This is a genomic window from Microbacterium hydrothermale (assembly GCF_004854025.1).
Lineage (GTDB): Bacteria > Actinomycetota > Actinomycetes > Actinomycetales > Microbacteriaceae > Microbacterium > Microbacterium hydrothermale.
Window position 1 is genome coordinate 44,850 of the sequence record NZ_STGM01000010.1, and the last position, 25,758, is coordinate 70,607.

A 25,758-nucleotide genomic window follows, 5' to 3' on the forward strand; every position below is an offset into this window, starting at 1 on the left:
CGATCTCCTTCGACTCGCTCAATCTACCCTCGATCGTGCAACCGCTCAAATGAGCGGTGGTGTTGCCCATCTGAGAATTTGGGCTATCGTGGACGCCGAGCAACCCACGGACGGGATTGCAGAACGCGACGGAGCGTGCCGTCGCAGAAGGGCGCAACGATGGACAGCACCGCATCGGCGACCATTCCCGGCGAACGGGGCGAAGCCCCCTTTGCCCTCGAGATCCGCGACGTCGAGAAGGCCTTCTCCGGCATCCCCGTGCTGCGCGGCGTCGGGCTCAACCTGCGACCGGGCACCATCACCGCCCTGGCCGGCGAGAACGGCGCGGGCAAGTCGACGCTGATGAAGATCGCGTCCGGGCAGTACCGCGCCGACGCGGGGACCGTCCTGGTGCGTGGCGAAGAACTGCCTACGGGCGACGCCGCCGCAGCCACGAGGCACGGAGTCGCCATCGTGCCGCAGGAACTGGCATCCATGCTCGAGATGACCATCTACGAGAACATCTTCATCGGACGCGAACTGGCCGGCCCCCTGGGGCTGCGTCGTGCTGAGATGGCCGCCGAGGCCGAGAAGAGCCTGCGGGAGTTCGGCGTCGCCGTCAGCCCGAACCGACGGATGGGAACGCTGCCGGTCGGCATCCGTCAGATCGTCGAGATCATCAAGGCCACGAACACCGGCGCACGAGTCGTGCTTTTGGACGAGCCCACCAGCGCAATCGCCGTCCGCGAGGTGCAGCGACTCGTCGACGTCATGCGCAAGCTCCGCGACCAGGGCGTGGCCCTGCTGTTCACCACCCACAAGATGGAGGAGATGCGTCAGCTCGCCGACCACGTGGTCGTGCTGCGCGACGGCCGCCTCGTGCTGGATGCCGACATGGCCGCCACCCGCGACGACGAGATCGTCACCGCGATGATCGGACGCGAGCTGGAGAACCTGTTCCCCGAGCTCCCCGACCACGGCGACGAGGTCGTCCTCGACGTCCGCGGCCTGCAGGTCGAGGGCGCCGCCGCACCGGTGGACCTCACGGTCCGCGCCGGCGAGATCGTCGGACTGGCGGGCCTGGTCGGCGCCGGTCGCACCGAGCTCATCGAGGGCATCTTCGGAATGCGCCGCACCCAGGCGGGTGAGATCACCGTGAAGGGCCGACGCGTCGCCCGCAACCGCCCCGACGCCTCGATCTCCGCGAACGTCGCACTCGTGCCCGAGGACCGCAAGGGGGCGGGCGGTGTACTGAGCATGGACATCCTCGACAACGGCAGCCTGCCGCGCCTGAGCTCCTTCACCCTCGGCGGCTGGCTTCGCGAGGGGCGCCGCCGCGCCGCCGTGCAGCAGGCGACGACGTCGGTGCGCCTGAAGAGCCGGGGGATGAAGCAGAGCATGGAGACGCTCTCCGGCGGCAACCAGCAGAAGGTCGTCTTCGCGCGGTGGCTGGTCGGCGAGGTCGACGTGCTGCTCCTGGACGAGCCCACCCGCGGCGTCGACGTCGGCGCGCGCAGCGAGATCTACCGCATCATCCTCGACCTCGCGGCCCAGGGCATGGCGGTGGTGATGGCCTCCAGCGACATGCCCGAGATCCTCAGCCTCTCGCACCGCGCCTACGTCATGCGCGAAGGGCGGCTGGTGGGAACCCTCCGTCGCGATGAGCTCGCCGACCCCGACATCCAAGACACCATCTTCCGGCTGGCCAGCGGACTGCTCGACAGCAAACACGACGACATCACGATCGACGACACGAAGGGACGCTCCGCATGAGCACCGACACCCTCCCCGCTCCCCGCGGCCGCCAGCGCGTCGCCGCGGTCGCCAAGACCCTCGCCATCCGGTATGCGATGGTGCTCGTGCTGCTGGTGGTGATCGGCTACTTCATGTACCGCAGCGCCCGCTTCGGAACGCCCGAGAACGTCGTCACGATCCTCGTGGCCGCGGCGCCGTTCGCGCTGATCGCGCTGGGACAGACCCTCGTCATCCTCACCGGCGGCATCGACCTCTCGGTCGGTAGTGTCATCGCCCTCAGCGCCATGACGGGAGCGCTCACCGCCAAGTCCTTCCCGGACATGATCTGGCTCGCCCTCGTCGTGGCCGTGCTCGTGGGACTGGTCGCCGGATCCGTGAACGGGTTCGTCGTATCGGTGATCAAAGTGCCCCCGTTCATCGCCACCCTCGGCATGCTCACCCTGGCATCCGGTCTCGCGTACGTCGTGGGCGGCGGCGCTCCCATCAACGGTCTGCCCGCGGCATTCGGCGCGATCGCCAACACGCAGATCCTGGGGCTGACGATTCCGGTCATCCTCATGATCGTCGGCATCGTGGGCCTCGGCATCATCATGCGGCGCACCTCGTTCGGAATGCGCATCTACGCCGTCGGCGGCAACGAGCTCGCCGCCCGCATCGCCGGCGTCAAGACCGGCCGCGTCCTCTTCTCGGTGTACGCCATCAGCGGCGCCCTCGCCGGCCTGTCGGGCATCATGCTCGCCTCCCGTGTCATCACCGGCGCACCGACCCTCGGTCAGGGCTACGAGCTGGATGCCATCGCGGCGGTCGTGATCGGCGGCGCCAGCCTCCTCGGCGGACGCGGCACCGTCTGGGGCACGGCCCTGGGACTGCTGCTGATCCAGACCCTGAACAACGGACTCGACATCCTGACCGTCCCCGCCTACTGGCAGGACGTCATCAAGGGTGTCCTGATCGTCGCGGCCGTGGCCGTCGACGTCTGGGCCGCCAAACGGCGCGCCTGACCCCTCACCCGAGCACCACCTCTCACATAGATCGGAACGACGTCAATGACGATTTCTCCTCGACTGACCCGCCTCGCAGCCGTCGGTGTCGCCGCCGCGACCACGCTGTTCGCCCTCACCGGCTGCGGTGCCGGCGACCCCAGCGCGCAGTCCGACAACGGCGACGGCCCCAAGCGCGTGACCGTCGGCGTCACGGTGTACAACATGTCCTCCTTCATCACCGAGGGCAAAGAGGGCATCGACACCTACGCCAAAGCGCACAACATCGACATCCTGTGGAACTCCGCCAACAACGACGTGACGACGCAGGCCTCGCAGGTCGACCAGTACATCCAGGCCAAGGTCGACGCGATCATGATCGTCCCCGTGCAGGCCGACACCCTCGCCCCGCAGGTCCAGGCCGCGGTCGCGGCGAACATCCCGATCCTCGATGTTAACGCCACCCTGAACAACCCCGACATCACCGCCAGCGTGCAGCCCGACGACGTCGCGGCCGGCTCGCAGGAGGCGAAGATGATGATGGACAAGCTCGGCAACAAGGGCAACGTCGTCATCCTGCAAGGCCCGCTCGGCGGCTCCGGCGAGATCAACCGCGGTGCCGGTATCGACAAGGTCCTCGCCGACAACCCCAACGTGAAGGTGCTGGCCAAGGACACGGCCAACTGGAGCCGTGACGAGGCCGTCAACAAGGTCAAGAACTGGATCTCCGCGTTCGGCGGCGACATCGACGGCGTGATCTCGCAGAACGACGACATGGGTCTCGGCGCACTGCAGGCGCTGCGCGAGGCGGGCATGACCAATGTCCCCGTCGTCGGCATCGACGGCATCGAAGACGGTCTCAACGCAGTCAAGGACGGCACGTTCATCGGCACGTCGCTGCAGAACGGCACCGTGCAGCTGGCCACCGGCGTCGCCGTGGCGGCCAAGCTCGCGCGCGGCGAGGACGTCGACAAGCACACCACGTACGTGATGCCTCCCATCACCTCGGAGAACGTCGACGCGGCCATCCAGCACGTCGTCACCGACCGGTCGGCCTTCCTCGCCGGTCTGTCCGACCTGATCGAGCAGAACCTCAAGACGGGCGACATCGCCTACGAGGGTCTGCCCGGACAGACCCGCAAGTAATGGCCCGGGGTGGGCGGTCCACAATCGGCCGCCCACCCCGTCCCCCCTCCCACCCCACAGGAGAACACCCCGTGTCCCTTTCCCCTGACCTCGAGGACGACGTCGACGCGCGCATCCTCGCCACCGCCCGCGGCGTGATCGAGCGCGAGGCCCACGCGTTGGCCGGTGTCCCCGCGCAGATCGGCCCAGACTTCGTCCGCATCGTCCGTTCCGTGCTGGACCTGTCCGGCAAGGTGGTCACGACGGGCACGGGAACCTCCGGCATCATGGCCGAGCGCCTCGCGCACCTGCTCGCCGTATCGGGCACCCCGGCCTTCTACCTCCCGTGCCTGGACGCCCTCCACGGCGGGATGGGCGCCATCACGACCTCCGACTACGTCATCGCCTTCTCCAAGGGCGGCCGCAGCGATGAGCTGATCCAACTGACCGCGCGTCTGGTGGATCGCGGCGTGCACGTGCTCGCGGTGACCGAGCGGGCCGAGTCCCCGTTCGCCCGCGCGGCGAGTGAGACCGCCCTGCTGCGCACCGACCCGGTGGATGCCGACCCCGGCGGCCTGATCGCGATGGGCTCCACCCTCGTCGTGGGCGCGTGGGGCGACGCGTTGGCGGCCACGCTGATGCGTCTGCGCGAGCATTCGTGGAAGGACGTCGTCGACATCCACCCCGGCGGGTACGTAGGCGGACAGACCACCCTCCCCGCCGACGAGGGGCTCGACGCGTGAGCGGCATCCCTCTCGTCGCCGGTGTCGACTCATCGACCCAGTCCACGAAGGTCGAGCTGCGTCATCTCGACACCGGGAAAGTGTTCGCACGGGCGTCGAGCCCCCACCCCGCGGTCACGCCCCCGGTGAGCGAGCAGCATCCCGACGCGTGGTGGTCGGCGCTGGTCACCGCGTTCCGCGACGCGCGGGAACAGGTTCCGGGTGGTCGGGTGCGCGCGGTGTCGATCGCGGCGCAGTGCCACGGGCTCGTCGCGCTCGACGAACGCGACGAGGTCATCCGCCCGGCGAAGCTATGGAACGACACAACCTCCACCGCCGCACTGCGTGCACTGCGCGAACGCATCGGCACCGACACCCTGATCGACCGCGTGGGCACGTTGCCCACGGCGGCGTTCACGATCGGCAAGATCGCGTGGCTCGCGCAGCACGAGCCCGAGAACTTCCGGCGGATGCGTCGCATCCTGCTGCCGCACGACTACCTCACGTTCCGCCTCACCGGGCAGTACGTCACCGACCGCTCCGAGGCATCCGGCACCGGGTATTACGACGCCGACCGCGGCGAGTACCTGCCCGACTTCCTGCGTCACATCGACGCCGACATGCCGTGGGAGAGCATGCTCCCGCGGGTGGGGGCTCCCGCCGACGTCGCCGGCACCGTCACGCCCGCCGCGGCGGCCGCTCTCGGGCTCGACGTCGACATCGTGGTGGGAGTGGGCGGCGGAGATCAGCACGCCGCGGCTCTGGGCCTGGGAATGACCCCCGGCGACGTGGTGTACTCGATCGGCACGAGCGGCGTCGTGCTCACGCTCAGCCCGCACGCCGTGCGCGACACGAGCGGGTGGGTCGACGGTGTCGCCGACATGACCGACGGCTTCCTGCCGCTGGTCTCGACGCTGAACGCCGCCAAGGTGACCGACACCTTCGCCCGCATCCTCGGCGTCTCGCACGACGAGCTCTCGCGCCTGGCTCTAGCGGCGTCGCCGGATCGGCCCGGCCCCGTGCTGGCACCGTTCTTCGAGGGCGAGCGCACCCCCGACCTCCCGGATGCCGTGGGCCTGCTCGCACGTCTAACCACCGACACCACGCGGGAAGAGGTCGCCCGCGCCGCCTACGAAGGGGTGCTGCTGGGGCTCGTACGGGGTCAGAGCGCCATCGAGCGGATGGGCGTGGACACCTCCGGTGACGTGATGGTCGTCGGTGGAGGTGCCCGTTCCGCGGCCACCTCGCAGCTGCTCGCCGACCTGCTCGGACGCGACGTGCAAACCGCCGACGTGCCCGAGGCGACCGCAACCGGCGCCGCCATCCAGGCGGCGGCGGTGGCGCGCGGAACGGACATCGTCGCGCAGCGTGACGCCTGGGCTCCCGCGCGACGTCTGCTCGCCTCGCCGCGAGACGGGGCGCGCGATCCGCGACCCGTCTACGAACGGGTCGCCGCGGTGCGCTCGCTGGACCGGCCGTGAGCGTGGTCCTCGCGCCGTGGGGGCGCGTACTACGGGCGCACGGGCTGGCGGGCAGCCTCTTCGCGGTGAACGCCGCCGACCGCGTCGCCGCCGCACACGCCCTCGACGCGGAGGGGCTCGCCGTCCACGCGGACGTGATCCTCGATCGCGGTGGCGCGCACCGCGGCGTCGATCCCGCGCAGATCGAGCGAATCCGCGGCGACCTGCCGCACGCCCGCATCGACGTGCACCTCATCCTCGACGACGACACGCTCACGCGGACGGCGGAGATCGTCGCCGAGACGGTCGCCGTCAGCGAGCGCGTGCGCGCCGAGCGCCTCACGGTGTCGCGCGCCGTCCTGCGCGCGCATAGGGCGCCTCTGCAGGGCGCCCGCTCGCGCGGCCTCCCCGTCTGGTGCGAGGTCGTGCACAACGACCACGAGGCCGCCACGGCCGCCGACGAAGACGCCGACGGGTGTCTCGTCATGCTCATCCGCCCCGGCACGACCGACCTCGCCGATTCCGGCGGTCTCGCGACGATCCGTTCGCTCCAGGGGCGCGTGCCCGTCGGGGTGGACGGCGGAGTGACCGAGGACCTCGCTCGCGTCTGCGCCGACGGGGGAGTCTCTCCCATCGTCTCGGGCCGCGCACTGCTCACCGCACAGCTGATTGGAGATCACACCCATGTCCATTGACACCCCCGACCGTATGCGCGCCAGCGTGCTGCTCGCTCAGAACGAACTCACCATCGAGGAGCGGGAGGTGCCGGCGCCGGGGCCGCACGAGGTCCTCGTCGAAGTCGCCGCCGTCGGCGTGTGCGGTTCCGATGTGCACTACTACCGGCACGGGCGCATCGGCGACTTCATCGTCGACCGGCCCATCGTCCTCGGTCACGAGCTGTCGGGACGCATCGTCGCCGTCGGTGAGGGCGTCGCCGGCGACCGCGTCGGGCAGCGGGTCGCGATCGAGCCCCAGAAGCCGTGCCACCGCTGCCGCCAGTGCCTCGCCGGACGGTACAACCTGTGCCCGTTCATGGAGTTCTACGCCACGCCCCCGATCGACGGCGCCTTCGCGGGCTACGTCACGATCGAGTCGTCGTTCGCCCACGCCGTGCCCGACGAACTCTCCGACGAGGCCGCGGCCCTGCTCGAGCCGCTGTCGGTGGCCATCACGACCATGCGCAAGGCGCACATCGTCCCCGGCTCGCGCGTCCTGATTGCCGGCGCCGGCCCCATCGGGATCATCTGCGCGCAGGCCGCGCGCGCCTTCGGCGCGGCGGAGATCATCGTGAGCGACCTGGTGCCTGAGCGTCGCGAGCGCGCACTTGGCTACGGCGCCACGCGCGTCATCGATCCGGCCGTGACCGACGTCGCCACGGCCGGACTCGGCGTCGACGCCTTCATCGACGCGTCCGGGGCCCCGCGCGCGGTGTTCTCCGGGATCAAGGCCGTCGGCCCGGCGGGGTACGCCGTGCTGGTCGGTCTCGGCAACTCCGAGATGACCCTGCCCGTCGAGCACATCCAGAACCTCGAGATCTCGGTCACGGGAATCTTTCGCTACACCGACACCTGGCCCGCGGCGATTCACCTGGTCGCGACGGGACAGGTCGACCTGGACTCTTTGGTGACCGGCCGCTTCGATCTCGAACACGTCCGCGAGGCGCTGGACAGCGACCTCGACCCCGACAGCCTCAAGTCCATCGTCTACCCCCAGCGCTGACTGCGCCCTCGTTCAGAAAGGCATCCTCATGACTACTCCCTTCAGCCTCGCCGGTCGCACGGCGATTGTCACCGGCGGCAACCAGGGGCTCGGGAAGGCCTTCGCCTTCGCGCTGGCCGAAGCCGGCGCCCGTGTCGCCATCGCCGGACGCAGCGCCGAACGCAACGCAGCCGTCGCCGCCGAGGCGCTCAAGGCCGGGCACCAATTCGTGACCATTACGGCCGACATCACCGACGACGCCCAGGTCGCCCGGATGACACAGGAGGCCCTCGACGGGCTGGGCGGGCGCATCGACATCCTCGTCAACAACGCCGGCACCTGCTATCACAACGAGTCGTTCGCCGTCACTGACGAACAGTGGCAGAACGTGTGGGATCTGAACGTCCGCGCCCTGTGGAAGGCCAGTCTGTCGGTCGGGGCGCACATGCGCGATTCTGGCGGCGGGTCGATTGTGAACATCGGCAGCATGTCGGGGCTAATCGTGAACCGCCCGCAGTGGCAGCCCGCATACAACGCATCCAAGGCCGCGGTGCATCACCTCACTAAGTCACTCGCGGTCGAGTGGGCTCCGCACAAGATCCGTGTCAATGCGCTAGCGCCCGGCTACGTCAAGACCGAGATGGCCCCGGTCGACCGGCCCGACTTCCAGCGATACTGGGTTGAGGATGCTCCGCAGCAGCGATTCGCCCTGCCCGAGGAGATTGCCCCAAGCGTGGTCTTCCTCGCCAGCGACGCCGCCTCCTTCATCACCGGATCGGTGCTGGTCGCCGACGGCGGCTACACCGCCGTCTGAGCTCGAACGAAAGGACACCGCCATGACTGATATCCGTCGCGTCATCGTCACCGCCATTGACGACATCCGCCTCGAGGCAACACCCGCCCCCGCGGCCGGGGCCGGCGAGGTGGTGGTCCGCAGCACCGTGGTCGGCATCTGCGGCAGCGACATGCACGCCGCCCACGGGCGGCATCCATTCATGTCCCTTCCCTTCTGGCCCGGGCACGAGGTCGTCGGCGTCGTTACCGAGACGGGCAAGGGCGTGGATGCATCCCTGCACGGCCGGCGCGTGGTGATCGAGCCGAATCTAGCCTGCGGACACTGCGAGCAGTGCCGCGATGGGCGCTACAACATCTGCTCGACCCTCGACGTGTTTGGATGCCAAACACCCGGGGGGATGACCGACGCCTTCGCGATCGCCGCCGACCGCGTGATCCCGCTGCCCGACGACCTCGACGACACATGGGCGGCGCTCATCGAGCCGTTGGCGACGCCGGTGCACGCGGTGCGGCGTGCGGGCGACCTCACGGGCAAGCGGGTGGTCGTCTTCGGTGCAGGTCCGATCGGGCTCTTCCTCACGGTGGCGGCTCTGGATGCTGGTGCGGAGCGCGTCGTCGTGGCCGATCTGCTGCCCTCCAAGCGGGAACGGGCCGAGCGCCTGGGCGCCGCGGGATCGTTCGACCCCACGACCGCGGACGCCGCGGACACGGCGCTTGAACTCCTCGGCGGCCAAGCGCACGTCGTTTTCGACGGTGTGTCGCGAGCGACGACGGTGGCACTTGCGGTCGAAATACTCGCCAAAGGGGGCAAGCTCATGACGGTGGGGGTGCCTGTCTCAGGCGAGACCGCTGTCCGGCTCGACCTGGTACAGGATCACGAGCTGGAGATCTACGGCAACCTCATGTACGTCCGTGAGGACGTACTGCACGCGATCGCCCTGCTCGGGCGCAAGCCGTTCTCCCTCGACGAGATCGTGACCGCCATTTTCCCTCTCGACGAGGCCGCACGCGCATTCGCCGCCTCCGACGATCCCGAGCAGGTGAAAGTCCTCGTCACCGTCCCCTGACGCTGGCGTCTGGCGATGCGGCGACGACCTTTCTGAGAGGACTGCCGCAACGCTTACCCCGCGAGTGCCCCAGCCGTCATCCGCGTCTGGGGCATTCGCCATCTCGTCGCGCTGCACCCGGTGGCTTTGGCTGACGGCGAGGCCGTCAAGCTGATGCCCACCGACGGTCGTGTTCAGGCCGCCATCGATGATTCGAGACGCGCCGATAATAGATATTATGTCAGAGTTGGGTTGGAGCGGAGTCTGCAAGCGACAACGATAATAGTTCGCAGACCCGCCCAGGCGTGCGCTGTGAGCCGAGCGTCACCGCGGAACGTAATCCGGATACTCCTGCGTCCAATCCCGCCTGACCACCACTCGGCTTATGTCGTCGGCACTCATCCCTAGATTCAGCATCTCCACAAGCTGCGTCGCGTTCCCGCGATGCATGTCGACGATCTCTCCCCAGTTCGTCATGAGCGCTCGATTGTCTTCGTCGAGAATGTACAAGATCTCCAAGTCACCGAACGCGGCTGACCATTCCCCGGATGCGGGGGTCGTCGACCTGATGCGGAGCATGATGCTGGGCGCGTCAATTTCCATGACCGATAACTGACGGATATTGGCGTCTAGGAGCAGCGACGGGCTCTCGCACGTCAGCACGAGATGACCGTTGTCTATGCCGGACGGGCGCAGATCCTCTACCCGACTGTGGGCTTCGGGAGGAATCATTGCCGAGGCCTTCGGGCCCATGAAGGCGATGTTGCCGCTGTCCTTCGCGTGGGCGAGCACGGATACCGGCCGGGGCCCGAGCTCGTATCCCAGCTCGGCCGCCGCGAGGTGCAGTAACGCGGCTGCTTCGACGCAAGCCGGCACACTCCCGAAGACGTCTCCGATCGCGATGACTGCCTCCTGCAGCATCTCGATTGGCGCAGGATCTGTGGGCGTCCAAGCCACCGCATCGAGACGTTTGCCGACGGCTCGCTCCTTCACTCGCCGGTTCGCTTTCAGACGCGCTGCTTTCCCCATGGACCGAGGGTATCCACGCGAAACCGCGTCGGCGGAGTGCGCTTGCTCGAAGTGCACGGCCACCATGTCGCGTGTCCGGGGGCACGACATACCCTGAGGTTCATGACAGACGACGACACAAAGCCCTCCGACCGGCTGTACTACGGCATCGCTTCAATCCGAGGTTGGGACGAGGCTCTGCGGGAAGCGCACCACTATGGCGGGAACTACAACATCAGAATCGGGCGAGTGTTGTCCTCACTAATTCTCGGTGGCGGTGAAAATAGCGAGCCGGTCGCCGTTGGTGGCACCCTCGACGACCACGGCGACGGCCATCTGATTGTCATCTATCCCGATCTCGCCGTATTCGGGCGAGCACACAAGCTGACCGCCAACGGCGGGGAGATGACGGTTACCGTGCACTCCCTCGACGAGATCGACAGGCTGCAGGTGAGTACGGAGCACAACTACTACGACGGCACGGCCAGTTACGCCCGCCACTCCGGGATCACCGTCGGGCTGACGCTCGACGGCGAAGAGCTCAAACTCATAGGCACGAGCTATTCGCAGAGCCCACTGTCAACGAATGCTGCGGTGTTCGCCGCGCTTGAAGTGCTCCGCAAACGGCGCGCACGGCAGACTCAGGCGACGAGCTGACCGTCCGGGAGCGTCGGAGCGGTCGGAATCTCACCGCGCGCTGTCGCGCGGAACCAGAGATGCGCTCGTAGCGTCTTCCGCTCGGGGCGAGACATGCCGCGGTAGTCGACGAAACAGTGCGCAGGCGCGCGCACTTCGCCCTCCACGAGCGGGGCAGCCGAATCATCGACGACGTACCGGCCGCCCTCGACGACCTCCTCGACGGTCACCGCGTACACCGCGAGCGAGGGCCGGCTGGCGTTTCGAGTGTGCCAGTCTCGAGCGTCCTGCGGTGACGTGAGCGACGACCGCGCGAATGAGGGCATGTCCCGGTCGATCGTCGCCGGGCCGAAGGCGGTCGTCGCGATTTGATCCCCGTCGATCATCAGCTCCGTGATCTGACGATAGAGCTGCTCTTCCACCGCGCTCACGAGACTCTCCCCCTGGCGCAACTCGAGGTCGACGTCGGTCATTCCACCCCCCGGCGGGCAAAGTCGATCGCTTCAGCCAGATTTTTCGTCTCGAAGTGAACACCGCTGCGATCTGTCGGAGTCATCTCGAACAGCTCGAACAGGCCGTCGGCCAAGATCTCGACGCTGCGGACTCCGGCGGTGCTCGCCCACTCCAGGAGCACGCCACCCTCCGCGGTCGGGAAGAGTCCAGGAAGCGCGACGTCGGCACCGACCGCTCGCACAATCTCTTGCGCAGCCTCTAGTGCGACGAACGAGATCTGCTCGCCTTCGCCGTCTTCCCATCCGCTGGGCAACGCCGCGAACTCCGTCAGCCGCTTACCCGCCGGTGTCGCGTCAAACTCGACGAGTTCGACGATGTGCGTGCGCCAGAATCGCTGTGGCTCGCCGTTCTTCGACCGCAGCTCGCCCGTTACGCGGGTAAGTGGGCCCTCGTTGGCAGAGTTCAGCACGGCGCGCAAATCTTCCAGCAGCTCTGTATTCTCGCGATACCACCCGTGCACCTTGCCCTGGGCAGTGACAAGCTCGAACTTCGTCGAGTTCGCGTCGACAGCCGTGATTCGACCGACGAGGCTCTCGTCGCGCTTCTCGACCAGCGGGGCGATCGTCGGCGGTTCGGGCTCGGCGAAAAAGTCGGTCAGCATCAAGTCGGCGCGAGCCTCGCGGCGCGTCTCGACGGTGATGACGGTCGGCGTTGCGTCCGCTGGGTCCGCGTAGAACTCGATCGACTGTCCGTTGACGAGCGACTCACCAATGTCGGCGATCTCCTCGCGCACCTCGGCGACTAGTGCCGAGGGCACAGATGGTAGGTCCGGGAGCGGCGTGTGTGAGTAGGCGGCGAAGATCGTCGCGTCAGCGGCGTCTTGCGCCTCGACCTGGTACTGCACGTAGGTCGCATGTTGCTCGAACGCCAGGAGCACATCTGCGCTGCCCTCATCGATCTTCTCGATCGTCAGACCCACTCCGCCCGCGAAGTCGGCGGGCAGCTCGTCCTCGGGGTGATCGCGGCGCCACTCGAACTCCGCGAGCTTGCGGACCACGTCCTGGTAGCGCTGCAGCTCGATCAGTGAGTCGACCGGCAGCCGGCCGCCTTCGAACCGGTCGCCCGTGAGACGGATGCGCTTGAAGCGTGGCCCCCCCAGGTCGTCCATGTGGACATCGTACGGTCAACCCACCGACACGCACGAACCGCCCTGGGCGGCTACCCGACCGCAGCAATCTGCCCGCCCCCCCCCGATGCGGGGACGAGGCTCGAACGCTTCCGGCCCGTCCGGCTCGTCGAACCGCGTTCTGTGGGTGCTAAGAACGCCTCTTTCAGGTGATAGACCGATAGCGGATCATACGACACGGTAGGCAGCCCCCCCTGAAGACCTTGGGACGCGGCCACTCCCCCGCACCTTTGGCGGGTTTCCTGACGTATAGGGCATTCGCCGGTGAGGCGTCAATCCGCGTCGTTCGGTATTCGGTGCTAGTACGGTCACGTCTGCGGCCCCCGGCAGCGGAGGCGAAACCGTCTGCTGGGGTCCGCGCTTCCCGGTGTCACCTGGGCGGCCGCGATCTCGCTGGATCACCGGCCGCTCAGGTGATCAGGTCACACCCGCGTCGACGGGAGCGTCAACCCGTCCGGTCCGCTGGCCTGCTCCATCATCTCCTCGATGAGGTGCTTGTCGATCTGCGGGGGCCGGCTGCCGTAGAACTGCATGACGATCGGCGTCGCCGGATGGAACCAGATGCTGAGCTTGCCGTGCTCGGGGTGGGGCAGGTTCAGCATGAACGACTCTTGGCGGCGGAGCTTGTTCATCACCACGATGCGCAAGTGGGAAAGCAGCCGGTCCTCGATGTCGACGACGGTGCGTTCCTGGTAGATCAGACGGCCCAACGGTGCCCCTTCAAATCAGCGCCCCAACAGGCAACCTCGTGATGGTACCGGACCGCCCGATCCGCGGCCGCACGCGGCAGTATGTTTCCCGAGGCGAGCGCACCACCGTAGGCGCGAGACCCACTAAGGTTCGACGCGAAGCCGCGTGTCAACTTTGAGGAAGTCAACCGATTACACGGCGACGGAGTGGCGGGGCGGCTCGCGATACAACGGGTAGAAGTCGCCGACAATCTGCTCCGCCACCTCGTAGGAGTACCAGGCCGCTCCGCCGAGCCGCTGCTCGGCATCCTCCGTGAGGCGCACGCGCGCGGTGTGTGTGCCGGTGGGCTGAGCGCCGAGACGCACGAGGTCGAGGTCGTCGTCGAGCGATGCGCGCACACCGAGCTCGCCGATGCGACCGTAGGAGAGGATCTCGACCTCGAGATTCGTCACGAGGACTTTGGCGACCGTGACGTCCCCGTGGGACGTGACCATCGCCAGCACGTCGTGCGGCGGGGTGTGGCCGTCGAGCGACGCCAGGAGATGAGCCAGCAGGTGCGCCTGGGTGGAGATCTCCGGGAGGTCCGTCACCACGATGTCGCGGTAGTCGACCGTGCGATCGGTGCGCGGGGCCGTCAGGTCGCGCAGCGCTTCGGGCGACAGATCCGCCCACTCCCGCATGGCCGCGTACGCGCGGTCCTCCCCGCGCGAGGACGACCCGGCGTCGACGGCGTCCCAGTACGAGGGGGGACCCAGCCGGCGGGCCTCGTCGAGCGGACCGAAGCAGAACATCTTGCGCGCCCGGGAGTTGGCGAACTCCAGGAGCGCCTTCGTGAGGCTGACCTCCGCGGACGGGTGGGCCGCCTCGCCGCACGCCGACACCTCGATCCCGGCGTGGAAGTGATCGTCCGAGCCCATCACGTAGGTGGAGCACACGCCGAACTCCGTCGCCGCGTGCTTGAAGACCGGAGTCACGCCCGACCTCCGCATCTCGTCGGCAAGGGCGCGGACGGACGCGGGCAGCGTCGAGGGGTCGATGGTCGGCGACAGCCGGTCGAGGGCGCGGAAGCGCAGGCCGTTGGTGTGCCGCTGCAGGATCTCGCCAAGCCCGTGGGCGATCGCGCGCTCCGCGTCGAGGCCCGCGCCGAGTCCGTTGGTCACCGGGGGGATGAGGGCTTCGCCGTCGAGGACGCCGGAGTCGCTGACGAGGAAGTCCACGGGCACCAGGACGCTCTCGCCTGTGCGCAGCCGGACGGTGGGGAGCCAGGTCAGGACCGTCTCGTCGTCGTAGGTGCTGCCCGCCGGGAGCCCGAGCGTGCGGGGGTCGACGACGTGATCGTCGCCGTCGCGGAGGACGAGCTCGCGTCGCGATGCGCGGATGGCGTCGGGCAGCGCCTCGCGGAGCGCCCGAGCGAGCACCGTGCCCTCGGCGAGCTCGCCGAGACCGCCGATGCGGGCGGCCTCGAGAGTGCGCCCGTAACCGTTGCCCTGCGCGTCGAAGCGGCCGTCGCGCAGAGCGGAGCACGTGGTCACCGGCACGCCCAGCCGGTCCAGGCCCGAGATGTCGAATTCGACGACGGTGCCCATTCCCCGCAGCGCCGCCTCATAGTGTGTGATGATGTCGGCTGCTTCCATACGGGTCAACGTACTGACGTGTGGTGCTGGCGAGCCGGAGGTTGCACATGCCGCATGATCCTGAATTCGTCCGGATCGTCGAGGAGCAGGGGCGTCGACCCGTCGGCATCCCGGTGCTGCTCTTCACCGATGCGACGCTCGACGCGACGGACGCGACGGATGCCACCGACGCACCGGGCTCCGCCGGTGCGGGGGCCGTCCGCGCCGCCGCGGACGCGATCGGGGTCGACCTCGCCGACGTCGAGCTGTTCACCACCGACGCCTACCGCCTGCAGAGCGTGGCCGGGCACCTGGTCGTGGAGGAGGACGCGTGACGGACGACCTGCGCTGGTCGCCCGCGCGGCAGCGGGCGCTCGAGACCCGCCCCCTCATCGCCCTGAATTTCCACGAGGTGCCGCTCGAATGGCGCCCTCAGGCGCGGGAACGCATCGCCGACCTGTTGCGGTTCGGACCCGGGCTCGACCTCGACCGCCTCGACGAACCGGCCGAGGGGCCGCGCGTGGTCATCGGGTGGTACGACGGGTGGCGCGACACCGCCCTCTTCGGCGCCGACGTCTGCGCGGAACTCGGGGTGAGGGCGTTCTTCTTCCCGATCACCCGGCCCCAGCGCTCCGGGCGCGGCACGCTCACCGCCGACGATCTCGCCGACATCGCGACGGCCCACGAGGTGGGCTTCCACACCGCGACGCACCGCAGCGCGCCGACGATCACGCGCGCGAACCTCCGCGCCGAGGTCGACCGGCCGATGGCCGAGATCGAGCGGGCGACCGGTCGGCGCCCCCGCGTGGCGGCGTGGCTCCTCGGCTCGCGCTACGACCCGGAATCGCTCGGCAATCAGCGCCTGCGGGAGTTGGGCGTGGAGTTCATGGTGTCGAACTGGTCGCTCGAGCGTATTCCCTGAGCCGAGGCGTGCGGAGGTCGGTCGGCTCGCGCATCGAGGATGTCGTCGTCGGGCGGGATGCCGGGACGACGCCGTCCGCGGGATCGTCTTCCTGTCGTTCGCGCGGCGTGACGACCACTTCGCCGATTTAATCAAGGCCCCCGTGGCGGAGACCGCGCGCCCCACAATGAGCGCAATGGATCTCCGCGAGCGAGTCGCCGTGCTGCCTGCTTCAGGCATCGGGCCGACCGCAGCGCGCCCCGCCCCATCCCACGTCTCCGTCGCGGCGCAGCGCGTATCCCGCGCGACCGCCGGTCGGCCGAGCGACCGCCTCGGCGGACGCGGCCTCGACCGGCCGCGCCGGCGACCCCACAGTCCCTGCCCCCTTCGCCTGCGCGACGGCGCTCCCGGCCCCCGCGGTCGGACATCGCTCGTCGTGCCCGAGTGGGATCGGCTGCCCCACAGCCGTCCGCTCATCGACACGAGAGATGAACCATGACCACCAGACGAATCCTGGGCGCCACCGCCGCGATGGCGGCGACCGCGCTCACCCTGAGCGGATGCACCGGGTTCACCGGAGGCGGCAGCACGACCTCCGAGGGCACCCTCACCTTCACGACCTGGGCCAGCGAGTCCGAGAAAGCCTCCTTCGAGCAGCTCGTCAGCGATTTCGAGGCCGCGAACGACGGCGTCACCGTGGAGCTCAACGTCGTCCCCTACGACCAGATGTTCAGCAATATCGACGCGCAGCTCTCCGCCGGGAACGCCCCGGACGTCTTCCGCGTCGACTACGGCAACCTCGGCGTCTACTCCAGCCAGGACCAATTGCTCGACGTCAGCCCGTACTTCTCCGCCGACGAGATCGCCGCCTTCACGCCCGCGATGTGGGAAGCGGTGTCGTACGACGGCACGCCCTACGGCGTCCCGCACCAGACCGACGTGTCGGCGCTGGTCGTGAATACGCAGCTCCTGGCGGCGGCGGGCGTGACCGACCTACCCACCGCGCAGGCGGACGCATGGACCTGGGACGAGTTCGCCGACGCCGCCGCGAAGCTGAAATCCTCCCTCCCGGCCGACACGTACCCGTTCGTCTACAACTGGCAGCTCGGCGGGACCCCGCGCTGGCTTAGCTGGTTATTCCAGGCCGACGGGGCGCTTCTCGCCGACGACGGCACGACGCCGGCGATCGACTCCGCCGCGGGGGCGAAGGCCCTCGACTTCACCCGCTCCTTCTTCGAGAACGGATGGGTGCCCCCGACGAGCTCGGTCAAGGCGACAACCTACGCGGACGCGTTCTTCACCGAGCAGTCGGTGGCGATGGCCTTCGCCGGATCGTTCGTCGTGCCCGACATCGACAACCTCGCCAATTTCGAGTGGACGGCACTGCCGATGCCCGTCGACGAGCGCGGAGCCACCGACCTCGGCGGGAACGCCCTGGTGGCCACAAAGGGCACAGACCAGCCCGACCTGGCGGCGTCGTTCCTGAAGTTCATGGTGGATGCCGAGAACATGACGACCTTCTGCGCCGCGACGAACGAATTGCCCACGCGCGTCGACATCGACCCGGCCTCCATCGACTTCGCCGTGCGTCCCGACGTCATGCCCGTCTTCGTCGAGCAGGCCGCGACGATCCAGCCCTCCGACGTGACGCAGCTGACCTCTCCGTACCTCGCGTCGATCGCGGTGTCGATGCAGGACCAGCTAGAGGCGGCGTTCCTGAACGGACAGAGCACGGCCGACACGCTGGCCAACCTCACCGACGCCATCCGCGAAGCGACCGCGTCATGAGCGTCGCGCCCGTCCGCGGCCGCCCGGGCCTCGTTCTGCCGGGGCGTCCGCGGACGGCGCGCGTCCGGGAGACCCTCACCGGGTACGGGTTCATCGCGCCCAACATGCTCCTGATGGGGCTGTTCCTGTTCGTCCCCATCGTCTTCGCGGTGCAGCTCTCGTTCACGAGCTCCCGGGGCTTCGGTGACCCCGAATGGGTGGGGCTGGCCAACTACAGCCGTATGGTCGGCGACCCGGTGTTCTGGCAGAGCCTCGGCAACACGCTGCTGTTCACCGCCATCACCGTGCCCATTGAGCTGGTGGGGGGCTTGGCGCTCGCTGTGCTGCTGAACTCGGTGCTACCGGCCAAGGGCTTGTTCCGCACCTTCATCGTGCTCCCGCTGGTCATCTCGGGCGTGGCGTCGGGGATGATCGCCGTCACCATGTTCAGCGAGGGGTCTGGGATCATCAACAAGGCCATCCAGGCGTTCGGTCTGCCCGCGGTGGCGTGGCAGTCCGACGGGACGGCGGCGTTCGTCTCGGTGATGATTACGGCCATCTGGTTGCGCATCGGCTTCAACATGGTCATCTACCTCGCGGGTCTGCAGAGCGTCTCGCCCGAGCTATATGAGGCAGCGCGCCTCGACGGGGCGGGCCGGTGGCAGCTGTTCCGCAACATCACCGCGCCGCTGGTCGGACCCTCGACGTTCTTCCTACTGATCATGAACGTGATCGCGTCGTTCCAGGTGTTCGACATCGTGTTCGTCATGACCGGGGGCGGCCCCGGGTTCTCGACCTCCGTGCTCGGCACCTACGCCTACCGCAACGGGTTCCAGATCCGTGAGCAGGGCTACGGCGCCGCGCTCGGCGTCGTCATCCTGCTCATCACGCTGCTCTTCACCTACATCCAATGGCGCACGAGCCGCTCGCGCGACCTCGTCGAGTAAGAGGCATCCATGACCTCCTCCACCCTCACCCAGATCGCTCCGGTAGCCGAGCCACCGCACGTCAATGGCCCGCGCCGTCGCCGCGGTGGTCGCGACGGCTCCGCGTTCGGCCTCGTCGTACGCATCGTCCTGGCCGTCGTCGCCTCGGCGCTCGTGTTCTTCCCGCTCTACTGGATGCTCGTCATCGCCTTCTCCCCCAGCGGCGAGGTATTCCGTCCCGGCGGCGTGCAGTTGTGGCCGAGCGAATTCAGCACCGAGAACTTCGCGACGGTGTTCGCCCGGTTCCCGGTGGCGGACTGGTTCGTGAATTCGCTGGTCATCGGTGCTTTTGTCACCGCCCTGACGGTGATCGTGAACCTGCTTGCGGGCTACGCCTTCGCCCGCGTCCGCTTCGCCGGCCGTGGCATCCTCTTCATCCTCGCCCTGGCGACGATGATGATCCCCGTGCAGGCGATCATGGTCGCCCAGTTCCGTCTCGTCACGGGGCTGCATGTGGCCGGCACCTACTGGTCGGTCATCCTGCCCGGGGCGGCAGCGGCGTTCGGCCTGTTCCTCGCTCGCCAGTTCTTCCTCAGCATCCCGCAGGAGCTGATCGAGGCGGCCCGTATGGACGGCGCGGGACACCTCCGCACGTTCCTGCAGATCGTGCTGCCGCTGAGCAAGCCCCTCATCGCGGTGTTGACGCTGCTCACCCTACTTGGGAGCTGGAACGACTTCGCCTGGCCACTCATCGCCCTGAAAGACCCGGCGTTGTTTACCCTCCCCATCGGACTGCTGTACCTCAAGGGACAATCGACCCCCGACTACAGCGCGAGCATGGCCCTCGCCCTCATCTCCGTGCTGCCGATGGTCCTGCTGTTCCTGCTTTTCCAGCGGTACTTTGTGCAAGGCTTCGCACGCAGCGGCATCCGTTGAACTGACGCACCCTACGCGCGAACGCATGATTGCGGGGTTCGTAAATGCGTGTCAGACCGGTCCTGGGGGTTCGGCAATCGGACCCTCTTGGGTCGTCTGGGGCCGGAGCCCCTAGATCATAATGCCGTCCGTGTTAAATTTACCAACATGCGCTCAGCGGTCCACAATCCTTTCCAACCCGGCTCCGATGTGGTTCCCGAGATCTGGGCTGGGCGAACAGAGCAACTCAGTGATTGGCGTGACGTGCTCCGGCCGCGCCTCGAAGCAGGCCTGTTCGAGCGCGGCCGAACAGTGCTCGGGGAGCCAGGGCTGGGCAAGTCCTCGCTCGTGCGGCGGATCGCGATGCAGGCGGAGCGAACGGGTGACTGGGTCACCCCACAGATTCGTCTCGCATTAGGTACCGATCCGCTGAAGCGCATCGCTGCCGAGGTTCTGAAGCTGGCAGAGCGGGCAGGGTTGCCCGCCGCACGCGAGAACCGGATCTCAAGCTTGCTCGAGCGAGTCCAAACGGTTGCCGCAAGCGGAGTTTCGCTTGGACTGCGTGATCGTGAAGGGGGCGAGCCGCATACGGCCCTGACGGAGCTGTTGGTGGAGATTGGTCACGCTGCGATTCGGCAGAACCAGGTCGTCCTTATTCATGTCGATGAGGTGCAAAACATCACCGACGAGAAGCTTTTGTCGCAGATGTTGATCGCACTGGGCGACGCGATTACTCGGGAGGTGGAGATTACGGTGCCCGCGGTGGGGACCATCACCCGATCGCTCCCCATTGCCGTGTATTTGACGGGCCTGCCCGAGTTCGACGACAGATCGGGGGCGCGCAAAGGCGCGACCTTTGCGCGCCGGTTCGCGACCACCACGTTAGAGCCCATCAACGACAATGACCTGCGAAGCGCTCTGCGACCGCTCGTTGTCGATGGGTGGGAGACGCCGTCTGAGGGTGGGTCCATCCTCGCCGTGAGGTTGGCGCCGGACGCGGCGGAAGCCATCGTCGATGTGTGTCGTGGGGAACCGTTCCTGTTCCAGCTCGCGGGCCAGCGTGCTTGGTACGCGGGGAAGGGGGACGTGATCAACCGGGATGAGGTTCTCAACGGCTGGCGTCAAGCTGAGCAGGAAGCCATCGCCCACGTCGAAAGAATTCTTGAGCGGCTCCCCCCGCGCGAACGGGAGTTCATCAGCGCGATGGCAGAGCTGCCCCCGAGGGAACGCAGCCAGGGCCAAATTGCGGCGAAGGCGGGCTTTGCCAAGCCCACCGATGCCGGCACCCCCTCCCAGCGTCTCGACAGGGTCCGCGGGATCATTGGGCGCGGAAAGCCGTACACCTTCCGCCACCGAGCCATCGAAGCGTTCCTCACGAGCAACTGGCCCTCTGTTGAGTAGTAATCGCGCGTCGACTGCGATGGCGTGCCATCCCCCAGCCATCTGATTGGGCGGTACACACGTAGACACCTCACAACAATGGCTGCTCAGGTGCCGCCGGTCGGCAGCAAGCCTCTCCTGTGAACTATGACGGTGACTGGCGGACTGATGAAGTACAGCGCGTCAAACGACGGTGCCGCTCTTGCTGCAAGCTTGTGAAGGGGCTCGCTGACGTGTCCCCGTGCAGTAGTCCAATGGGTCGTTGGACGTCTGAGTGAGGGTGACCATGCCTGGGTGAACCGCCGCGTTATGTATAGATGGGCGCGCAGACGGCTTTTCCTTACGGGTGATTCTGCGGAGGTCTCCCCCGGAGCGGGTGTGTGCCGAGTTCCCGGATCCTTGTTCCGTTTGGCAGCCAAGGATGGGGTCACCGACCCGCCCATACAGTTCAAAGAAGTCCTTGTTCACCGCGCGCTGGACCTGTAGTCGCGCAAGGTAAACCGGGCTTTCATCTCACTGCTACTGGTGGAGTGCTGATCGGGTGCTTGGTCTGATCTCAGCCTGCTTTCCAATCGGCGTGCCAAGTAAGTGGAAGAATGCAGTCATGGCAACTAAGCACGTGACGCATCTCGTCGATGATCTGGACGGTTCTGTCCTTGAGGGAGGGGAGGGTAAGCAGGTCACCTTCTCCTTGGAGGGACGTTCATACGAGATCGATTTGTCCGCCGATAATGCGGACAAGTTGTATAAAGCGTTCGCTCCGTACATCGCCGCGGCCCGACCCGTCAGTTCGCTCGGTGCTGGACGCGCCCGGCGCAGCTCTCCCCGGAAGAGCAGCGTCGAGTTGGGCGCGGTCCGTGAGTGGGCTCGCGCAAATGGTCACACGGTCAGCGACCGGGGCCGTGTTCCTGGCAGCATCATTGACGCGTACGAGGCCACTAACAGCTAATCGACGCCACTCCCCCGCGTGCGACGACCTGTCCTCCCTCGTAGGGTGATGCGAAGTACCACTGGCACTCGGTCGCCACGTTCGAGTTACTCGAGCAGTTGCGCGCGGAGCTGCGTGATGAGCGAGTCGATACGGTCGACATCTACCGAGTAACGGGGAGCGCGGCCGCGGCGTGCACCGATGGGTTGGTCGACATCGGTGCGAACGACGCCAATGTCCTCCAGGAGTCGCAGGTCTCGAGTGAGTGAACTCACTGCCGTCTTGGTCGCCTCACGAATGTCGCCGTAGTAACTGCCGGGGTGCTTCACGAGATAGTTGATGACGTTTCGGGGGCCTGTGCGGGCGAGCAGTGCGATCGCGTCGGCGGGAACGGTCGGTGCTGGCACTGGGGCTCCTGACTGTGGGTACGACGAAGCGATGGATGCTTATCGACGTGAAGCGGGGGTGCGCAGGTTCGACAACGCGGGATGCTGGTCCTCGTAGGGTACGCAAAGACCTGCGGCGGGTGTGAGAGAAACCCGCACCCGCTTACCGAGCCCGCGTTTCTCGAGGCGCCGGAATGGTCACCGTGAATGAGCGATCGCCGATCTGAAGGCGCGTGCCGGTAACGGCCGTCCGTGCGTGTCCGGGGGTGAGGTCAATGGGGTCTTTTCCGGGTTCGGTGACGGTGGTGCCGTTGGCAGAGGACTGGTCGGTGACCCAGAGTGTGCCGTCGTGGAACGACAGGATGCAGTGGGATTCTGACACTGAGCGAGCGGGGTCATCGACCGTGACGGTGGCGTCGACGCCTTCGACGCCCTCGAGGGGCCGACGTCCGAGCAGGATGGTCCCGCGGATGATTTCGGTGGAGCCGTCGTCGAAGGTGATCATGGCGCTGCGCACGCGCGAGCGACGTTCACCGCCGCTGGTGAGGTCGAAGTCGGGGTCGATCTGGGGCGTGGGCGCCGGCGCCGTATGGGCGGCGGGCTCAAGGATTACTGCAGGTGTCGCCGGGAGCTCGTCGACGGTTTCGCGGATCGGCTGCGCCGATCCCTCGTCCGCTGAGGGTTCGTTCACGGGGGCCAGTGCGCGGGCCCGTTCCCTGTCGGCGGTGACGGCGCCGTCTGGGTCGATGGTGAGCACGAAGGAGGTGCCCGTGTCGATCGCATGGGCGTACTGCCGCCTGCCGGTGGTGGCAGTGTATGCAACCAGCACCTCGACGGCTTGTGCTCGTGCGGCGTCAGAGTCCGCTGCGGTGATGGGCACGCTCTGGCCGGGGAGCGTGACTACGCCCGTGCCGTCTGTGTCGATGCTGACGTTCATCATGGGGCATCTCCTTCGGTTGCGGTCGAGGCGTAGACCAGTGTCTCGTCGACCTTCTCGCTGATGACGTAGACCGTCGTGGTGAGCGCTGCCAGCGGCGACTCCGATACTCCGGTGGTCAAAGTCGTGAACGGCTCCGAGCTCGGCGCGGTGGCGCTGGCGTCGACGAGGACGGCTTTGTTGCTCTCGGTGCCGTAGACGGTGGAGCCGGATGCGGCGACGGGTGTCATTCGACTCGGGAGTGCGACAGCACGCGGGGCGGCGCTGTAGTCGATGAACGCTTCGCCGAGGGTGAGCGTTTCGGCGTCGGCGGCGTGGATGGGGACGTCCTGGGCGGTGATCCGGGCGTTCATCGGTGCGGTGAGCGTGATCGTGTTGGAGGGGAGGTCAACCAGTGTCACGGTGAGAGTCGGCCGCTGAGACCAGACGACGATGAGGGTGTCGTCGTCGGCCGCGGAGATCAGTAACGGGGCTTCGTCGACGCCTTCGGGCCGGGGGAGGGGCTTTTTCACGGGTGCTTGATCGGCGGTGAGCGTCCACCACGACTCTTCGTTGGCCGCGATGATGCCTTCGCGGCCCGACAGGATGGGGACCGCGGTGACGGGCACGTCCGTCAACGTGAGACCGTCGCTGGTGAACAGGCCCGCGGTCTGGTTAGGCAAGGTGATGAGCGGCTGTGAGCCGAGGTAGGTCACCTCTGCACTGCGGCCGACGTTGACTTCGACGGGAGCCACCGGGGACTGGTCCGTATCGAGTGGCCACAAGGTGAGTGAGGACTCGCCCGTGGCGAGGACCGGGCGTCCCTGCACTTCGGAGGCGTGTACGACGTCGTTGACGCGAGGTGCCTGGGCGCCGCGCCATGTGAGGGCGCCGGTCGCGGCGTCGACGATATTCAACTCGCCGCTGTCCGTGGTGATCAGCAGTCGCTGGTCGTCGATGAGCCGTGGTTCGCTGCGTGGGGCGATCGAAAGCGACCACGATGCTTGTTCGGAGAACCCGGGCGGGACCAGGACGGGGATGTTCGCCCCGGCACCCGGGGGGCCGGGGTCAGCTGTGGCCACGGGGGCCGGCGCCGGCTGCAGCACGACGGCGAGAGTCGCGACGGTTCCGCCGACGACGATCACCACGGCAAGTCCCAGCGCGAGCAGGAGCGGCAGGCGCGAGCGCTTCTGCTCTGTCTCGGGCGCCGGCATGGCGAGCTCGTGAGCGGCGCCGTCTGCGGTGACAACCATCCGGTGCTCGGTGTCGTCGACGACGGCACGCACTCGCACCGCGTTCAGGCCGAGTTGGGCCGCCTGCTGGGCCGCGGCGGCGACTCCCGCCTCGGTAGGGGTGGAGCCTTCGGGTACGTCGACCGGCAGGCCGTTGAGGGTGACCAGCTGCTCACCTTCCATCGCGAGGGTGAGAACCGGGAATGCCGGGACGGTCGTCGGGTCGAATTCTTCGTCGCTCATGCTGCTACTCCCCAGAATTCCCAGTGCCATGATTCGGTTGGACCGCGCCCCCCGGGTCGCGCCCAGTCGGGGTTACGCCACCCGAAACGGGGGGCGTTCTGGTCCATCCACGCGTACTCGAGGCTGTAGAAGCTGAAGATGCCGACGTCGACAGCGAGTGCCCACCCGTGGTTGGACTGTCCGGGTGTGGCGGCATCGCTGCCGTAGATTTCCTTGGCTCTGACCTGCTCGTCGTAGTCGCGGTACCCGTCGTTGACGATGAGGTTCTGACCGAACTGAGCGCGGTAGGCGTTGTTTAGTGCGACGAGAGCTTGAGCGGCGTCGGCGCGAAGAACGTACTCGGGTTTCCACGGGATCGGCGAGAGAGTGTCCTCGGAAATTCGGCCGTTTTCGTATCCGCCCCACGGGCCGGGTTCGTTGATCCCGCCGGGGATGATGCCGTCAGGGACGGTACATTCCTGGATCTCCCCGGGGTCCACGCCGGACAGGCCCGCGACCACCTCTGCGGCGGGCTGGACGAAACGTTCGTAGTGGTACGGGTCAGCGTTGACCTGCACTCGATGGGCCGCGATTGAGGGCGGCAGGTTCTCCCAGCCCTGGATTTGCTGGAGGGCTTTGAAGAAGTTGGTGGCCGAGATGAACGGGTCCATCCGGTCCTCGTAGGACCCCCAGCGGCCGTTGTCGCGCTGCTGGAAAAGGCCGCGAGAATCGGGGCCTACGGCGTCGCCCTGATCGAGCACACGGAGCGAGGACTCCCCCATGGCCGTCATCACGCCGATGGTCTGCCCGCGCGCGTCCAGACCGAGGGCGGCGCCCGCGGCCATGATCTGTGCAGCGTTCTGCAGCTGCTCGCCGCTGTAGCCGGCGATGCCTCCGGGCGGCAGCTGGCTGACGTTGACGTTGGCAGGGGTGGGCTTGCACACGGCTGCGGCGCCGTTGTCTCCGAAGAACAGCACGACGAGAAGCGTCGGCAGGAGAATGACGCCGGCAATAACGCCGGGGATGACCTTTCTCACCG

26 protein-coding genes are annotated in these 25,758 nt (G+C 67.5%); 17 read left to right on the forward strand and 9 right to left on the reverse strand.

Going from position 1 to position 25,758, the window contains the following annotated elements:
- The first annotated feature begins 159 nt into the window (after positions 1-159).
- The 9 genes from FB047_RS15675 (at position 160) to FB047_RS15715 (ending at position 9,581) form a co-directional block, all read left to right on the forward strand.
- The gene (locus tag FB047_RS15675) at positions 160-1,752 is read left to right on the forward strand and encodes a sugar ABC transporter ATP-binding protein (RefSeq protein WP_136588135.1); all 1,593 of its coding nucleotides are present in this window, start codon (positions 160-162) and stop codon (positions 1,750-1,752) included.
- Positions 1,749-2,735: an ABC transporter permease gene (locus tag FB047_RS15680; protein ID WP_136588136.1), complete on the forward strand. Its 987-nt coding sequence runs from the start codon at positions 1,749-1,751 to the stop codon at positions 2,733-2,735. Before FB047_RS15675 ends, FB047_RS15680 begins: the two co-directional genes overlap by 4 nt.
- Before the next feature lie 45 nt (positions 2,736-2,780).
- Entirely contained in the window at positions 2,781-3,860 is a 1,080-nt protein-coding gene (locus FB047_RS15685) for a substrate-binding domain-containing protein (RefSeq protein ID WP_136588137.1), read from the forward strand.
- A 71-nt stretch (positions 3,861-3,931) separates the two neighbouring features.
- Positions 3,932-4,582: an SIS domain-containing protein gene (locus tag FB047_RS15690; protein ID WP_240752866.1), complete on the forward strand. Its 651-nt coding sequence runs from the start codon at positions 3,932-3,934 to the stop codon at positions 4,580-4,582.
- Positions 4,579-6,042 (forward strand): xylulokinase, encoded by a 1,464-nt coding sequence (gene xylB, locus FB047_RS15695; RefSeq protein ID WP_206311348.1) that lies wholly within the window; start codon positions 4,579-4,581, stop codon positions 6,040-6,042. The genes FB047_RS15690 and xylB overlap by 4 nt, the downstream gene beginning before the upstream one ends.
- Complete coding sequence (locus FB047_RS15700) at positions 6,039-6,716, forward strand: beta/alpha barrel domain-containing protein (RefSeq protein WP_136588139.1); 678 nt, start codon at positions 6,039-6,041, stop codon at positions 6,714-6,716. The genes xylB and FB047_RS15700 overlap by 4 nt, the downstream gene beginning before the upstream one ends.
- Positions 6,706-7,740 carry an NAD(P)-dependent alcohol dehydrogenase gene (locus FB047_RS15705; RefSeq protein ID WP_136588140.1) on the forward strand — a complete coding sequence of 345 codons (1,035 nt, stop codon included), beginning with the start codon at positions 6,706-6,708 and terminating at the stop codon, positions 7,738-7,740. Before FB047_RS15700 ends, FB047_RS15705 begins: the two co-directional genes overlap by 11 nt.
- Positions 7,741-7,768: 28 nt before the next feature.
- Complete coding sequence (locus tag FB047_RS15710) at positions 7,769-8,533, forward strand: SDR family NAD(P)-dependent oxidoreductase (RefSeq protein ID WP_167494264.1); 765 nt, start codon at positions 7,769-7,771, stop codon at positions 8,531-8,533.
- 22 nt (positions 8,534-8,555) lie between these two features.
- Positions 8,556-9,581, forward strand: a complete 1,026-nt coding sequence (locus FB047_RS15715; protein WP_136588142.1) for a zinc-dependent alcohol dehydrogenase — start codon at positions 8,556-8,558, stop codon at positions 9,579-9,581.
- Positions 9,582-9,884: 303 nt separating this feature from the next.
- Here FB047_RS15715 and FB047_RS15720 read toward each other — a convergent pair whose 3' ends face one another.
- A complete protein-coding gene (locus FB047_RS15720; RefSeq protein WP_136588143.1) occupies positions 9,885-10,589 on the reverse strand; it encodes a hypothetical protein in 705 nt (234 codons plus the stop codon).
- A gap of 102 nt (positions 10,590-10,691) precedes the next feature.
- Here FB047_RS15720 and FB047_RS15725 point away from each other — a divergent pair, with 102 nt between their 5' ends.
- Positions 10,692-11,225, forward strand: a complete 534-nt coding sequence (locus FB047_RS15725) for a hypothetical protein (RefSeq protein ID WP_136588144.1) — start codon at positions 10,692-10,694, stop codon at positions 11,223-11,225.
- Here FB047_RS15725 and FB047_RS15730 read toward each other — a convergent pair.
- The 4 genes from FB047_RS15730 to FB047_RS15745 all read right to left on the reverse strand — a co-directional run bounded on the left by FB047_RS15730 (position 11,210) and on the right by FB047_RS15745 (position 15,167).
- The gene (locus FB047_RS15730) at positions 11,210-11,677 is read right to left on the reverse strand and encodes a hypothetical protein (RefSeq protein ID WP_136588145.1); all 468 of its coding nucleotides are present in this window, start codon (positions 11,675-11,677) and stop codon (positions 11,210-11,212) included. The genes FB047_RS15725 and FB047_RS15730 overlap by 16 nt on opposite strands.
- Complete coding sequence (locus FB047_RS15735) at positions 11,674-12,825, reverse strand: hypothetical protein (protein ID WP_136588146.1); 1,152 nt, start codon at positions 12,823-12,825, stop codon at positions 11,674-11,676. The genes FB047_RS15730 and FB047_RS15735 overlap by 4 nt, the downstream gene beginning before the upstream one ends.
- A gap of 440 nt (positions 12,826-13,265) precedes the next feature.
- Complete coding sequence (locus tag FB047_RS15740; protein ID WP_136588147.1) at positions 13,266-13,553, reverse strand: DUF7882 family protein; 288 nt, start codon at positions 13,551-13,553, stop codon at positions 13,266-13,268.
- Between the two features lie 171 nt (positions 13,554-13,724).
- A complete protein-coding gene (locus FB047_RS15745; RefSeq protein WP_136588148.1) occupies positions 13,725-15,167 on the reverse strand; it encodes a YcaO-like family protein in 1,443 nt (480 codons plus the stop codon).
- Positions 15,168-15,214: 47 nt separating this feature from the next.
- Here FB047_RS15745 and FB047_RS17015 point away from each other — a divergent pair, with 47 nt between their 5' ends.
- The 7 genes from FB047_RS17015 to FB047_RS15775 all read left to right on the forward strand — a co-directional run bounded on the left by FB047_RS17015 (position 15,215) and on the right by FB047_RS15775 (position 21,984).
- On the forward strand, positions 15,215-15,481 hold the full coding sequence (locus FB047_RS17015; protein WP_167494265.1) for a hypothetical protein: 267 nt from the start codon (positions 15,215-15,217) through the stop codon (positions 15,479-15,481).
- Positions 15,478-16,068, forward strand: coding sequence for a polysaccharide deacetylase family protein (locus FB047_RS15750; RefSeq protein WP_167494266.1), 591 nt, complete (start codon positions 15,478-15,480; stop codon positions 16,066-16,068). The genes FB047_RS17015 and FB047_RS15750 overlap by 4 nt, the downstream gene beginning before the upstream one ends.
- Positions 16,069-16,542: 474 nt before the next feature.
- A complete protein-coding gene (locus tag FB047_RS15755; protein WP_136588150.1) occupies positions 16,543-17,835 on the forward strand; it encodes an ABC transporter substrate-binding protein in 1,293 nt (430 codons plus the stop codon).
- Complete coding sequence (locus FB047_RS15760; RefSeq protein WP_136588151.1) at positions 17,832-18,761, forward strand: carbohydrate ABC transporter permease; 930 nt, start codon at positions 17,832-17,834, stop codon at positions 18,759-18,761. Before FB047_RS15755 ends, FB047_RS15760 begins: the two co-directional genes overlap by 4 nt.
- Before the next feature lie 9 nt (positions 18,762-18,770).
- Positions 18,771-19,676: a carbohydrate ABC transporter permease gene (locus FB047_RS15765; RefSeq protein WP_136588152.1), complete on the forward strand. Its 906-nt coding sequence runs from the start codon at positions 18,771-18,773 to the stop codon at positions 19,674-19,676.
- Between the two features lie 147 nt (positions 19,677-19,823).
- Positions 19,824-21,056: an ATP-binding protein gene (locus FB047_RS15770; protein WP_136588153.1), complete on the forward strand. Its 1,233-nt coding sequence runs from the start codon at positions 19,824-19,826 to the stop codon at positions 21,054-21,056.
- Positions 21,057-21,639: 583 nt separating this feature from the next.
- Entirely contained in the window at positions 21,640-21,984 is a 345-nt protein-coding gene (locus FB047_RS15775) for a histone-like nucleoid-structuring protein Lsr2 (RefSeq protein ID WP_136588154.1), read from the forward strand.
- An 86-nt stretch (positions 21,985-22,070) separates the two neighbouring features.
- Here the strand turns inward: FB047_RS15775 and FB047_RS15780 are convergent, their stop codons facing one another.
- From FB047_RS15780 to FB047_RS15795, 4 genes are all read right to left on the reverse strand, one after another.
- Positions 22,071-22,370, reverse strand: coding sequence for a hypothetical protein (locus tag FB047_RS15780; RefSeq protein ID WP_136588155.1), 300 nt, complete (start codon positions 22,368-22,370; stop codon positions 22,071-22,073).
- A 142-nt stretch (positions 22,371-22,512) separates the two neighbouring features.
- Positions 22,513-23,289, reverse strand: coding sequence for an FHA domain-containing protein (locus tag FB047_RS15785; RefSeq protein WP_136588156.1), 777 nt, complete (start codon positions 23,287-23,289; stop codon positions 22,513-22,515).
- Entirely contained in the window at positions 23,286-24,740 is a 1,455-nt protein-coding gene (locus FB047_RS15790; RefSeq protein ID WP_136588157.1) for a hypothetical protein, read from the reverse strand. Before FB047_RS15790 ends, FB047_RS15785 begins: the two co-directional genes overlap by 4 nt.
- Positions 24,737-25,756: a M15 family metallopeptidase gene (locus FB047_RS15795; RefSeq protein ID WP_167494267.1), complete on the reverse strand. Its 1,020-nt coding sequence runs from the start codon at positions 25,754-25,756 to the stop codon at positions 24,737-24,739. The genes FB047_RS15790 and FB047_RS15795 overlap by 4 nt, the downstream gene beginning before the upstream one ends.
- Positions 25,757-25,758 lie beyond the last annotated feature (2 nt).

Bases quoted from the DNA above. Each gene is read 5' to 3' on its own strand.
- FB047_RS17015 (WP_167494265.1), top strand. From the start codon at position 15,215: ATGCCGCATGATCCTGAATTCGTCCGGATCGTCGAGGAGCAGGGGCGT.
- FB047_RS15725 (WP_136588144.1), top strand. From the start codon at position 10,692: ATGACAGACGACGACACAAAGCCCTCCGACCGGCTGTACTACGGCATC.
- FB047_RS15770 (WP_136588153.1), top strand. From the start codon at position 19,824: ATGCGCTCAGCGGTCCACAATCCTTTCCAACCCGGCTCCGATGTGGTT.
- FB047_RS15735 (WP_136588146.1), bottom strand. From the start codon at position 12,825: ATGGACGACCTGGGGGGGCCACGCTTCAAGCGCATCCGTCTCACGGGC.
- FB047_RS15685 (WP_136588137.1), top strand. From the start codon at position 2,781: ATGACGATTTCTCCTCGACTGACCCGCCTCGCAGCCGTCGGTGTCGCC.
- FB047_RS15710 (WP_167494264.1), top strand. From the start codon at position 7,769: ATGACTACTCCCTTCAGCCTCGCCGGTCGCACGGCGATTGTCACCGGC.
- FB047_RS15715 (WP_136588142.1), top strand. From the start codon at position 8,556: ATGACTGATATCCGTCGCGTCATCGTCACCGCCATTGACGACATCCGC.
- FB047_RS15760 (WP_136588151.1), top strand. From the start codon at position 17,832: ATGAGCGTCGCGCCCGTCCGCGGCCGCCCGGGCCTCGTTCTGCCGGGG.
- FB047_RS15765 (WP_136588152.1), top strand. From the start codon at position 18,771: ATGACCTCCTCCACCCTCACCCAGATCGCTCCGGTAGCCGAGCCACCG.
- FB047_RS15755 (WP_136588150.1), top strand. From the start codon at position 16,543: ATGACCACCAGACGAATCCTGGGCGCCACCGCCGCGATGGCGGCGACC.
- FB047_RS15720 (WP_136588143.1), bottom strand. From the start codon at position 10,589: ATGGGGAAAGCAGCGCGTCTGAAAGCGAACCGGCGAGTGAAGGAGCGA.
- FB047_RS15680 (WP_136588136.1), top strand. From the start codon at position 1,749: ATGAGCACCGACACCCTCCCCGCTCCCCGCGGCCGCCAGCGCGTCGCC.
- FB047_RS15705 (WP_136588140.1), top strand. From the start codon at position 6,706: ATGTCCATTGACACCCCCGACCGTATGCGCGCCAGCGTGCTGCTCGCT.
- FB047_RS15785 (WP_136588156.1), bottom strand. From the start codon at position 23,289: ATGATGAACGTCAGCATCGACACAGACGGCACGGGCGTAGTCACGCTC.
- FB047_RS15790 (WP_136588157.1), bottom strand. From the start codon at position 24,740: ATGAGCGACGAAGAATTCGACCCGACGACCGTCCCGGCATTCCCGGTT.
- FB047_RS15775 (WP_136588154.1), top strand. From the start codon at position 21,640: ATGGCAACTAAGCACGTGACGCATCTCGTCGATGATCTGGACGGTTCT.
- FB047_RS15675 (WP_136588135.1), top strand. From the start codon at position 160: ATGGACAGCACCGCATCGGCGACCATTCCCGGCGAACGGGGCGAAGCC.
- FB047_RS15745 (WP_136588148.1), bottom strand. From the start codon at position 15,167: ATGGAAGCAGCCGACATCATCACACACTATGAGGCGGCGCTGCGGGGA.
- FB047_RS15730 (WP_136588145.1), bottom strand. From the start codon at position 11,677: ATGACCGACGTCGACCTCGAGTTGCGCCAGGGGGAGAGTCTCGTGAGC.